Annotated in this window: 11 protein-coding genes; 6 read left to right on the forward strand and 5 right to left on the reverse strand. The window is 54.3% G+C overall.

Annotated elements, in window-relative coordinates; all coding sequences use genetic code 11:
• Positions 1-122: 122 nt before the first annotated feature.
• Positions 123-2420, reverse strand: coding sequence for an FdhF/YdeP family oxidoreductase (locus WLO31_RS09500; protein WP_435930198.1), 2298 nt, complete (start codon positions 2418-2420; stop codon positions 123-125).
• A 110-nt stretch (positions 2421-2530) separates the two neighbouring features.
• The gene (locus WLO31_RS09505; protein WP_435930200.1) at positions 2531-3022 is read right to left on the reverse strand and encodes a DUF2569 domain-containing protein; all 492 of its coding nucleotides are present in this window, start codon (positions 3020-3022) and stop codon (positions 2531-2533) included.
• Between the two features lie 506 nt (positions 3023-3528).
• Between WLO31_RS09505 and WLO31_RS09510 the strand changes: the two genes are divergently transcribed.
• The 3 genes from WLO31_RS09510 (at position 3529) to WLO31_RS09520 (ending at position 7007) form a co-directional block, all read left to right on the forward strand.
• A complete protein-coding gene (locus tag WLO31_RS09510; RefSeq protein ID WP_435930201.1) occupies positions 3529-5214 on the forward strand; it encodes a methyl-accepting chemotaxis protein in 1686 nt (561 codons plus the stop codon).
• Between the two features lie 204 nt (positions 5215-5418).
• Entirely contained in the window at positions 5419-6570 is a 1152-nt protein-coding gene (locus tag WLO31_RS09515; RefSeq protein ID WP_435930572.1) for a hypothetical protein, read from the forward strand.
• A 23-nt stretch (positions 6571-6593) separates the two neighbouring features.
• Complete coding sequence (locus WLO31_RS09520; RefSeq protein ID WP_435930203.1) at positions 6594-7007, forward strand: hypothetical protein; 414 nt, start codon at positions 6594-6596, stop codon at positions 7005-7007.
• Between the two features lie 104 nt (positions 7008-7111).
• Here WLO31_RS09520 and WLO31_RS09525 read toward each other — a convergent pair whose 3' ends face one another.
• Positions 7112-8650, reverse strand: coding sequence for a methyl-accepting chemotaxis protein (locus WLO31_RS09525; RefSeq protein ID WP_435930204.1), 1539 nt, complete (start codon positions 8648-8650; stop codon positions 7112-7114).
• Between the two features lie 197 nt (positions 8651-8847).
• On the opposite strand from WLO31_RS09525, the gene WLO31_RS09530 reads away from it, so the two are divergent.
• Together WLO31_RS09530 and WLO31_RS09535 are read left to right on the forward strand one after the other, a co-directional pair.
• Positions 8848-10206: an esterase-like activity of phytase family protein gene (locus WLO31_RS09530; RefSeq protein WP_435930206.1), complete on the forward strand. Its 1359-nt coding sequence runs from the start codon at positions 8848-8850 to the stop codon at positions 10204-10206.
• An 86-nt stretch (positions 10207-10292) separates the two neighbouring features.
• Complete coding sequence (locus tag WLO31_RS09535; protein ID WP_435930207.1) at positions 10293-10481, forward strand: YdiH family protein; 189 nt, start codon at positions 10293-10295, stop codon at positions 10479-10481.
• Positions 10482-10496: 15 nt separating this feature from the next.
• Here WLO31_RS09535 and WLO31_RS09540 read toward each other — a convergent pair whose 3' ends face one another.
• Together WLO31_RS09540 and WLO31_RS09545 are read right to left on the reverse strand one after the other, a co-directional pair.
• Complete coding sequence (locus tag WLO31_RS09540; protein WP_435930208.1) at positions 10497-10700, reverse strand: hypothetical protein; 204 nt, start codon at positions 10698-10700, stop codon at positions 10497-10499.
• Entirely contained in the window at positions 10701-11564 is an 864-nt protein-coding gene (locus tag WLO31_RS09545; RefSeq protein WP_435930573.1) for a LysR family transcriptional regulator, read from the reverse strand. It abuts the gene before it with no gap.
• A 92-nt stretch (positions 11565-11656) separates the two neighbouring features.
• On the opposite strand from WLO31_RS09545, the gene WLO31_RS09550 reads away from it, so the two are divergent.
• Positions 11657-12091: a multidrug/biocide efflux PACE transporter gene (locus tag WLO31_RS09550; protein ID WP_435930209.1), complete on the forward strand. Its 435-nt coding sequence runs from the start codon at positions 11657-11659 to the stop codon at positions 12089-12091.
• Positions 12092-12147 lie beyond the last annotated feature (56 nt).

The following is a 12147-nucleotide window of genomic DNA, read 5'->3' on the forward strand; positions in this document are numbered from 1 at the left end:
GAAATATGTTTAGTTATTAATGCCGTGAAGGCGAACGCCTTTAGCTTTACTGCGGGCCAGCCAGCAATAAAAGCCCCTTCGTTGCCTGTTTTCTGAGGACAAACAACGAAGGAAAGAGGTGTTTACGCAATACGATGGGTTGGTAGAGAGATCGTGGGGCTGATTTTTACCGGCACCGATTTTGACGTCGGCGTGCCCGTACCATCTCCCACGCTTGCAAGAGGAACCAACGGGTTCGTTTCCGGGTAGTAGGCCGCCAGGTTGCCGCGTGGGATATTGTAAGGCACAACTTTGAATCCGCTGACTTTGCGCGTAATGCCATCGTTCCACACCGTTTCGATATCCACCAGGTCGCCTGCCTGCAAACCCTGCGCGATCATATCGTCGGGATGGATAAACAGCACTTCGCGCTGGCCATAGATCCCGCGATAGCGGTCGTCGAGGCCATAAATTGTGGTGTTGTACTGATCGTGGGAACGCAGCGTTTGCAAGGCAAAAGGCGCGTCCAGATCGCCAAATAACGAAACAGGAAGCGGCGCCGCGCTGAATTCCGCCTTGCCGGTCGGCGTGTTGAAACGTAGCTGTGCCGCGGCGTTGCCGAGATAAAAGCCGCCCGGTTTTTCGCACAGCTGATTGAAGTTGCGAAAGCCCGGAATTGTGGCGGCGATATGATTGCGGATCAGGCTGTAATCATCGGCGAGCGCCGGCCAGTTAAGTTTTTCTTTCCCCAAAACGGCATCGGCAATGCCCGCCACAATGGCGGGTTCAGAACGCTGGGTGTCGGCAACAGGGTTACCTGGCCCTTCGGAGGCATGCACCATGCTGAAGGAGTCTTCAACGGTAATAAACTGGCGGCCCGTGGCCTGCATATCCGCCTCGGTGCGGCCGAGAGTTGGTAAAATCAACCCATCCTTGCCCGGCACCAGGTGGCTGCGGTTAAGCTTGGTGCTGATATGCACCGTCAGGCCGCAACGACGCAGCGCCTCTTCTGTTCGGGGGCTGTCCGGCGCGGCGGCGGCCAGGTTGCCGCCCAGCGCAATCAGCACCCTGATTTCGTCGCGTAGCATGGCCGCCAGCGCCTCGACCGTGTTATGCCCGGCCCGACGCGGGGGTTCAAATTCAAAATGCGCGCCCAGGCTGTCAAGCAGGGCGGCCGGCGGTTTCTCATCAATGCCCATCGTGCGGTTGCCCTGCACGTTGCTGTGTCCGCGTACCGGGCAAAGTCCCGCGCCTGGCTTGCCAAGGTGGCCGCCCAACAGCTGCAGGTTGACTATCTCACGAACCGTATTCACTGAATGTTTGTGCTGCGTGATACCCATCGCCCAGGTGCAAATAACGCGCTCGGCATGCTGCCAGATAGCGGCGGCATCGCGCAGCTGCTGCTCGCTTAAGCCGGACTGGCGGGTAATATGCTGCCAGCTTGTGCTATCGATTTCAGCAAACCAGTCGTCTATGCCATGAGTGTGCTCAGCGATAAACTGCTTATCAAAAATTCCTTTTTCGCCGCGCGCAAGCTGGTCGCGATGGGTTTCCAGCAGCGCTTTCGCCATGCCACGCACGGCTGCCATATCTCCGCCGAGGTTCGGCTGGTAATAATTGGTGCTGATGCTGCCCGCAAGCGGGGTGATCACCTCCAGCGGCTTTTGCGGATCGGCAAAACGCTCCAGGCCGCGCTCACGCAGCGTGTTAAAGGTAACGATTTGCGCACCGTTTTCAGCGGCGTGGCGCAGGCTGTGGAGCATGCGTGGGTGGTTGGTGCCGGGATTCTGCCCGAACACAAAGATAGCGTCAGCTTTATCAAAATCATTGAGATGAATGGTACCTTTACCCACGCCGATGCTGCGTTTCAGGCCGCTGCCGCTGGCTTCGTGGCACATATTCGAGCAGTCCGGGAAGTTATTGGTGCCGACCATGCGCCCGAACAGTTGATAAAGATAAGATGCTTCGTTGCTGGCCCGTCCGGAGGTGTACAGCTCCATCTGATCCGGGTTTTCCAGCGCGTGGATATGTTGCGCAATCAGCGCCAGGGCATCGTCCCAGCTTATCGGTTCGTAGTGGTCTGTTTGGGCGTTGTAGCGCAAGGGCTCGGTCAGCCGCCCCTGATATTCAAGGAAATAGTCGCTCTGCTTATAGAGGGTTGAGACGCTGTGCCGGGCAAAAAAACGCCTGTCGATAAAGCGTCGTGTTGCTTCCCAGGTCACGGCTTTGGCGCCGTTTTCGCAGAAGCTGAAGGTGCTTTTATTATCATCGCCCCAGGCGCATCCCGGGCAGTCAAAACCCCGGGCTTTGTTCATGCGCATCAGGTTGCGCAAATTTTTCAGGGCGTGTTTGCTGTCGATAACAAAACGAGTGGTGGCTTCGAGCGAGCCCCAGCCGCCGGCAGCGGCGCGATAGGGCTTAATGGCTGGTTTAAATTTCATCTTACAAGGTCTTGTTGCGCAAATAGTTACACCAAGTTTACTCCTGTTTAACAAAAAGAGTACCCGTACGCAGGGCAAGCATGCGTGGGCGCCGCCCTTTAACGGTGAATTTACCTGACGAAAGTCCGCTTAACGCGAACGGACCTCAGGAAATAAGGCACCCAGATAAGCGCGCCCAAAATCGACGGCATAATTTGTCCGTAGTTAGTAATATGCGGTCCAATATTAAAATGCTCGATAGCGATATACGTATCTGTTATCCGGTAAAGCACTATCGATAACAGCAGGCAAACATAAGTCGCCACCGCGCGTCTGCGGCGGCTAAAGAACAGGACGGCGGTATAGAGAGCCAGCAGGGCCAGAACAATTTGCCCAGCCAGCTCAAAAACAATCAGCGGCATAATTTGCGGCACATTCTGCCGGACTGGCGCAATAATCTGGATAAGGTTGGTGATGGAGACCAGGTACATTACCAGACCTGCCACCAGCCCGAACGCGGGCACCCACAGTAAGCCGCCGATTTTACTGAGAGCCTTACGCTCGCACTCGCCGCAGCTATCAGAATCTGATAACGCCTCGTTATCGCAGGTAATACATTTCATCCTTTGCTTCCTTAACCTGAATCGCGCATTTAATAAGCGACCGGGGTCATTTTGCCCCGCCTTTTTTTGTGAGCAATGGTTTACTTGATCCCTTCATAACTGTCAATCACGGCGCCTGCAGCGGCTAAATGCGCCGCAGAATATCTTTAGCAAGTGTCTTATTTCGGGCGGGATGGCCGCTATTAATTCAATTAACGAGCGGTAAGGTTGATGAATATATCTGTTTGCGCTGGCTTCTCTTATTTCCGGCGGTTTATCCGTGCCGGATAAATTCGCTGCGTGCGGAACGTAAGAAGTTATTTTAAAGGCGCTGACGGCTAAGCGGAGCCGATTTGTCAGGTTACGGCACCCCTTAACGTTGAAGCGCCTGCTGAATGTGTGATCTACTTAACTTTCCGCAGGTTATTTGCTACGCAGGCCACAGTTTTGTATTTCAGGGATAAGGGTTTGGGTTCCCTTGCCGATGACGTTTCTACACATCTTTCCTCTTAAGAGAATCCAAGGATATGGCCACAAAAACCCTCAACCAGCATGGCAGAGTAAATTTCTGGCATCACATCCGCCTGGTCCCGCTGTTTAGCGCCATTCTTGGTGGGATCCTGGTTTTATTTGCCTTATGCATCGCGCTGGCGAGCTATTTCCTGATCCAGAGCGATAAGGCGTTGCAGGACGTCACCGAAGAAATTCAGGTTCGCATGGGCATTTCGAACAGTTCAAACCATCTGCGCACGGCGCGCCTGAACATTATTCATGCGGGTTCAGCGGTGCGCGTAGGCGATATGGAAGATAGCAAAATTAATGTCGCTGAAGCGGAAAAACGTATTAAGCAAGCGCAGGACGGGTTTAACTCGTATATGAACCGGCGGGTAAAAACCCCGGCGGATGAGGCGCTGGACGCGGATTTACGCAGCCATTTTGATGCCTATATCACTAAGGGCTTGCTGCCGATGATTAAATTTGCCAAAAACGGCATGTTCGAGGCGATTATCAGGCATGAGAACGAAGAAGCGCGCAAACTCGACTCTGATTACAACACTGTATTGCTGAAAGCCATCGCTATCCGCACTGAAAGAGCAACGGCATTACGGGCCGAAGCACAGGCGCGCACGCGGCTGAGCGTGATGATCATGGCCGGCGCCTTTGCCGTGGCGTTGTTTATGACCATCATTACTTTCGTGCTGCTGCGCCGCATCGTGATTGGGCCATTGCAGGAGGCAGCAACGCGTATCGAACGCATTGCTGGCGGAGACTTAACGCTGCCGGAACAGGCGTGCGGGCGCAGCGAAATTGGCAAGCTGAGCCAGCATTTACAGGTTATGCAGTCTGCGCTGGTTAAAACGGTAGGTTCGGTGCGCGAAGGCGCCGAAGCCATTTATCATGGAACCAGTGAAATTTCCGCCGGCAACACGGATCTTTCTTCACGCACCGAAGAGCAGGCGGCGGCGATTGAGCAAACGGCGGCCAGCATGGAAGAGCTAACGTCGACGGTACAACAGAATGCCGATAACGCTCACCATGCCAGCAAGCTGGCAGAAGAGGCATCGAAAAAAGCCAGCGACGGCGGACGCATTGTTTCAGGCGTCGTGAAGACCATGAATAACATCTCCAGCAGCTCTAAAAAGATCTCTGAGATAACCGCGGTAATCAACAGCATCGCTTTCCAGACCAATATTCTGGCGCTTAATGCCGCGGTGGAAGCCGCTCGCGCCGGGGAACAGGGCCGTGGATTTGCCGTTGTGGCAAGCGAAGTGCGCACCCTGGCGCAGCGCAGCGCCCAGGCCGCCAAAGAAATTGAGGGCCTGATTAGCGAATCCGTTTCCTTAATTGATTCAGGTTCTCAGCAGGTGGTCCACGCGGGTGAAACCATGAGCGGGCTGGTTGATGCGGTACAACGTGTAACGGATATCATGCTGGAAATCGCCGCCGCCTCCGACGAACAAAGCCGCGGTATTCAGCAGGTCGGGCAGGCTATTAACGAAATGGACAACGTGACGCAGCAAAACGCTTCGCTGGTGGAAGAGGCCACGGCCGCCGCCGTCTCGCTGGAGGAGCAGGCAGAGCGCCTGACCGCCGCCGTGGGCATTTTCCGTTTACAGACGCAGACGCAGGCGGCGAAGCCTGCCGCGGCTAAAATTGTGAAGCAAAAACCGGCTCTGGCGGTTGAAAACGACGATAACTGGGCGACTTTTTGAGGTTAAAGACCCTCGGCTAAAGGAGAGGGCAAGGGTGAGGGGGCCATCTTAAAGACAACGGCCCCCCTGGCTGAATTCCCTAATCCGCTGTATAAATAAAGAAATTTTCGAATTAACCGATATCTAAAAGGTACTCATTCGATTTTTCGGACGCGGCGCGGGCTATTCGCCATTACCCAACAACAGGAACAGACTGCTGTGAGCATGATCCAGAATCTGATTAAGAAGGCCTTTGGCACCGTCAACAGCAACGAGGCTGCCAGCTTTTTAGCCAGCGCATGCAATCGTATGAAAAACAGCAGCAAAGCTGAGATTCAGTATGAAATCGAGCAGGCCCTGTGCGGGGTGAATCTCAGCCGGCTCGGCAGCCATGACGTGGGGATCCTGGCGCGGCTGAAAGCCGCCGAGGCCGAGGCCGTGCAGCTACGCGCCGAATTAAAAGCCGTTGCCGATAAAAGCAAAACGAAAACGGTTTATCAGGATAATCCCGAAACGCTCAGACGCCTGGCCGAAGTGCAGAGCGAGCTGGCCGCGGCTCGGCTCAATACCGTGCCGCAAGCTGAAATTCAGCGCCTTTCAACGCGTATTGCCGGGCTGCAAAAGAATCTCGAAAGCGAACGTGACCACCATTATCAGGAGCTGGCCCTGCTGCGCGAAACCCTGCAGCGCAAAATGGAAGAGCAGGTTCGCCAGACGCCGGATGGCAGGGTGCATCAGCAGCTCTCCGAACGTATCCTTGATCTGCAAAAAACGCTCACCGCGCAGAAAGAGATGCACCATGCCGAACTCGTTCAGCTGCATGAAACTATGCAGCAGGACATTGATAATCAGCGCATGTTACGCAGCGATTTGGTCAAAAATGGCAATGCGCTGATCGAAACGGTACAGGCCTTACAGCATCAGATTGCAGATCTTAAACAACAGCTGCAGGAGACGGGCGCGCAGAGCGATACGGCACGCGTCGCCTATGAGCAGGCGCTACAGGCGCATCAAATCTATATCAACGTGCTGAAGAACGAGCTCAGCGAGCTGGCTCAGCAGAATAAACTGCTGGAAGCCTGCGCCGACGAACACCGCAACGACCTTCAGGCCAGCCGCCTTGCCGCAACAGAGCTGGACCAGAAAATTCTCACTCTGCAACGCGCTATGGACGAGATGGCCGAAACCGCGCAGAATTACGCTCGTGCTAAAGAAAGCGCTGAAGTGGAGGTTTCTCAGCTCCGTTTTGCGCTGGATCAGGCGCTCAGCGATAGCCAGCGCTGTGAAACATTGAGCCGTAAGCATGAAGCCGCTGAGGCCGACATCACCCGCGCAAAAGGGGCGACGGGCTTCATGCGCTGGATGACGGAAAAATAACCAACCCCCGCAGGAATTAATCAATGAGTTATCGTTTCACCCTTACCGCACTCGCGGCTTTTTCTCTTTTTGGCTGTGCAAAACCCGTCACCGGGGAGCCGACGGCGGACTTTACTACCGGTCCTACCCTTGTCACCGTTGAACATGCGTGGACGCGTACCGACGATGGCGCAACGGTGTATGTTACCGTCGACGGTAAAGATGCCGCAGCGTTAAAAGTGGGCGAAAGCGTTGCGCTTCGCCTGCCTGAGGGAACCTACCAGATTGGCGGTTATGCCAAATCACTCATCGGCAAGGTCAGCGTGGAGCCGGTGAAACTCACCACCACAGCCGGTGATACAAAGGCGGTGGAATACGCGGTTACCAAAAGCAAACCTGCCTTTAAAGAAGTCCAGCCTGACGACATAACCGCGCCTGCGGAAGACCCAAGCGCTTAAATCTTTCGGACGTACTCACGTTCAGTATCGTGAGTACGTTGCCCTGATAGCTCCGTGGCCTGAAAATACTTCCTCTCCATTTCTGTTACGGAGAGGGAAGTCTGTTATGCCAGTTTGAAAACTGCCACCGTTTCGTTAAGCATCTGCGACTGCTCTTTTAGCGACACTGCGGCCGCGGAGGCCTCTTCGACTAAGGCCGCGTTCTGCTGAGTGACGACATCCATCTGCACCACAGCCTGGTTAATCTGCTCAATGCCCGTGCTTTGCTCGCGGGTGGAGACGGCGATATGCTCCATCAACGAGGTCACCTCCTTGATGGCTTTGGAAATGCGCTGCATGCTCTCGCCGGCTTTATTGACCAGCAAGCTGCCGTGATTGACCTGCTCGCCGGAGAGCTCAATCAGATCTTTGATCTCTTTTGCCGCCACGGAAGAGCGCTGGGCAAGGTTACGCACCTCTGAGGCGACAACGGCAAATCCTCGTCCTTGCTCCCCGGCGCGCGCGGCTTCCACCGCGGCATTCAGCGCCAGGATGTTGGTCTGGAAAGCAATGTCTTCAATGATGCTGATGATGCTGTCTATCTTGCCGGAGCTGGATTCGATATTGCGCATCGAATCGATAACCTCTTCAACAATAGCGTTCCCGTCTTTTGCTGCAATCAGCATCCCGTCTGCCAGGGCGTTTGCCTGACGGGAGTTCTCGGAGGTTTGCCTTACGGTTACCGTCAACTGTTCCATGCTGGCAGCCGTTTCACCCAGCGATGCGGCCTGCTCTTCCGTGCGGGAGGAGAGGTCGGTGTTACCGGCGGCAATCTCTTCAGAGGCGTAGGCAACCGTCTGGCTGGACTCGCGTACCTGGCCGATGATATGCGCAAGCGACTGACGCATTTTCTCCAGCGTGCGCATCATTTCGCCGATCTCATCATTGGCTCTTGCCACGACCGGCGTATGTAACTGGCCGCTGGCAATTTCGCTGCAGTGCTTTTTAGCCGCGTCTAATTCATTAATCAGGCGGGTTTTCAGTAGGATGAAAACGCCTGCCAGAATGGCAACAAACAGCACGGCAAATACCGCAATGAGCAGCAGGCTGGAGCTAAACCTGGACTGCACATCTTTGTTGAGCTGCTGCGCATACTGCTCGCGGAAGGCCAGGAGTTTATCCAGCGTAATTTCATACTGGCGATCGAGCGCAGGTATGGTCATTGTCACCAGATCGTTGACGCGCTGTCTATCATTGGCCGCCGCTGCATCAAGCAACGGCTGCAAACCCTGGTCACGATAGGCGAGAAACGCGGCCTGATACGCATCGGCGAGCGGCTGTTCGCCGGGCTGTTTCGGCGCCTGCAGATAGGCCTGGAAAGCGCCGTTAGCCTTGCCCAGCACCGTCCTTGCGCCTTCAAGCGCAAGCTGTGCCTGTTCGGTGCGGCCGCGCTGTATCTCCTCCATCGCCTCCATGGCGCGCACCCGCAGGGTACGGCTGTGGTTAATCGGATCGATAACCGACAGCACCACGCGAATTTCGCGGTTGACGTTATCCAGAGACTGGTTACTGCGCGTAAGGGACCAGATGTTTGAGGCGGTGCTGGCTAAAAAAATAATAAGTAACGTGCTGAAAACTAAAATAGAAAAACGCCTTACTGACATGATAAACCCTTAGCTTAATAGAATATTGTCGTTTACTAATGCAGATAACCACGATGAATTACCGCAGGTGCTTTAATATCGGCAGAAATAGCGGAAGGTTTATTTATCTTGCGGGGCGCGCTCCGCCCCTGCGTCATATTTCTGTCATCTGGCTGCTTTATAAAACGGAGACTTAATATCAAAGGATGAGTAAAAACATGAAATTAAAAACGCCTGTGCTGTTATTCGCCTCTCTGTTTCCTCTGCTAAGCCAGGCGACAGATCCGCACGTCGATCGTTACGTTGTCACCTTTCCGCAGGGCGATCGGGTGGACTATAAGGGGGCGTATGCCAGCGCCTTTCCTGACGGACTGCCGGTTGGCGTTGGCTCTGGTCTGCAATTTGTCCGCAAAGAGGGCAAAGATCTGATTTTTGCTACCGTCACAGACCGCGGGCCTAATGCTGATTCACCCAAAGTGGGCGAGAAAGAGTCCAAGATTTTCGCCAGCCCAAAATTCGCACCGCTGCTGATGACGATTCGCGTCGGCGACGGCAAGGCGCAGGCCGTTGATGCGCATGCTTTGCATGATAAACAGGGATCGATCGGCGGCTTGCCGCTGCCGGAAGGGTTGATTGGCGCGACGAATGAAATCGCGCTGAGCGATAGGTTACAGCCGGTGCCGGGCGACAAACGTGGCCTGGACACCGAAGGCATTACGCCGGATGGCAAAGGCGGCTACTGGCTGTGCGATGAATACGGTCCGTTTATCGTAAACATCGATGCAAAGGGCAGGATCCTGAAAAAATATGGTCCACAGGCGCAGCAGGGAGAGCAAGGTGTTGCCGGCGGCTTACCCAATATTATTAAATGGCGCCAGGCAAACCGCGGCTTTGAAGGCATAACCCGCATGCCGGACGGGCGCATCATCGCCGCGGTACAAAGCACGCTGGATATCGACGGCAAGAGCAAAAACAGCGCGCTATTTACGCGCCTGGTCAGCATCGACCCGGCAAGCGGTAAAACCGCCATGTACGGCTATCCGATTGATGCAGATGTCTATAAAAAGGCCAAAGATGCCAAAATCGGCGACATTGTAGCCCTGGATAATAACCGTCTGCTGCTTATCGAGCAGGGCGGCGATAAAAATAAAGCGATGCGCAATCTGGTTTACGTGGTGGATTTATCGCAGGCCAGCGATCTGAGCAAATTTGATAAAGAAAAAGCGCCGGAGTTCAACGATGCGCAACAGCTGAAAGCGCGCGGCATTAAACTCGCCGGGAAGAAGGAGCTCCTCGATCTACGCAAGCTGGGCTGGCAGCAGGAAAAAGCGGAAGGGATGACGCTGATTGATAACCAGACCATCGCGGTGATTAATGACAACGATTTCGGCCTGCAGGCGGTGCTGGATAATCCGCAGGGCGAAAGCAAGAAAGCGGACGATTACGAAGTGGACGGCAAAGGACATCTGACGCTGGATGGAAAAGAAGTTCCTACCAGAATCGCCCTTAAGCCGCTTGAGCAACCTGAATCGCTTAATGAGCTTTGGGTCATTACCCTGCCGGAAAGCGTAAAATAGCCATCGGGAAAGAGGTGGCGGTTTTTTGAACAGTCTGTTCGTGTTATTCTTATTGGGTTTTGATCATGAACAGACTGAGGATTGCAATGAATACTGACCTGACTCCGACCACCCTTGCGTTTGAGTATCTCCGCCGTGAAGAAGAAACCCTGACGCCAGCCCAGTACCTGATTCGGTTTAATCAGCTAAAACTGGAATTTGCTGACCTGATGGAACTGACCTCTCTCGAACTGCGCGAAGAGATCTCCCACGCCTACCGGCTCGGTATTCATTGATTGCGGCTGTTTCGGTTATAAAGCAACCATTGCCCCGGCAGTGGTTTTTTTAGAGCCGGCGCTAAGCAAAGGCGTGCTTACAGCAAACAGGCCGCATAACACTTGCAGGAAGGACACGGCAACGCTTGTTAACGGCGATCTAAACGATGGAATAAGTTTGATTTTTTGCCGCATTCCTGCTTTAGCATTATTTCGATGCAGCGCCTCTGCCAGATTCATTTAGCGCTGCGCCCGTAACCTATCGATAATCCAGCGTCCGGCAGCGCCCGGCGGCACTTTGTTGGACCATATCACATCCACGTCAATAAGCTGCGGCCAACCGGCAACGGGCAGCTCCTTAAGCAGATTGTGGCCGAACTGTTCCACCAGCCAGCGCGGTAAAATTCCCCAGCCAAACCCTTGCTCCGCCATTTCGAGCAGCATCAGCAAAGAAGGAGACGACCATACAGGGCCACCGCCAGCATGACGCGTGGGATCTTTATAAGTTTTAAGGCAAAGCTGACGCACGGTGTGAAGTTCATCCATTTCTACAGACTGCCGGGCGGCAAATTCATGCTGCTGATGAATATAAATCGACATCTGCGCGCCTGGCTGTAAACGTGACGCTGTCACATCAAGCGGATAGCGTTCCTGCACGCGCAACACGCCAACGTGCGCCCGACCCGATTGAATTAAATCGACGACATCCTCGTCTTCAGCAATCAGGCACTCAAATTCGATATCCGGAAATTGCTCTGAAAAGCGCTTAAGAATGGATTCGTGGTGCGTGGTTTGCCAGAGATCTGAAAGGACAAAGCTAAGACGTGGTTCGATATTTCCCGCAAGGCGCACCGACACTTCGTCCAGTCGCTCGCTGGCGGACATTATCGACTGCACGTAGGGCAGCACCCGCTGGCCCTGCGCGGTCAGCTTCGGCTGGCGGCTTTGCCTGTCGAATAACACAATACCCAGGTCCGCTTCCAGATTGGCTATCGCGGCGCTGACGGTCGACTGACTTTTCTTCAGCTTGCGGGCCGCGGCAGAGAACGAACCGGTTTCAACCGCCTGCAAAAAGGCTTCCAGTGATTCAGGAGAGTAAAGCATCATCTATCGCTTTTATCGATGGTAACTAACTTTATGCTATCACTAATCGCGATGAAAATAGCGCCTGAGTCACGCTTCTGGAGTTTATTGCTATGCAGTCACAAAAAAGATCTTTTCACGAACGTATCCTGCACGCGGTCGGATTTGAAGTTATCGCCATCGGCATCTGCGCCCCGGCGGCCGCCTGGATGATGGATAAGCCGCTGTTCCAGATGGGCGCTCTGGCCATTATGCTCTCTACCGTAGCGATGGTGTGGAACATTATTTATAACGCGGCATTCGACAGATTTTTCCCGCTCGGGCAGTCGCGCCGTATGCCACTGCGCGTCGGGCATGCGCTGGGGTTTGAAGGCGGTTTTATTTTAATTGGGCTGCCGCTTGCCGCCTGGATGCTGAATATTACGCTGCTGACGGCTTTTATGGTTGAAATAGGTTTCTTTCTGTTCTTTTTGCCGTATACGGTTATCTACAACTGGTGTTACGACGCGCTTCGCCACCGCCGTCTCCAGCGTATCGCCGCCCGTTAATCCTGCCTGAAATGGCCGCCGTGTGCGGCCTCTGCGCCCTGAGTGCGTTGTGCAAA

This window comes from Dryocola sharpae, assembly GCF_051307055.1.
Classification (GTDB): domain Bacteria; phylum Pseudomonadota; class Gammaproteobacteria; order Enterobacterales; family Enterobacteriaceae; genus Dryocola.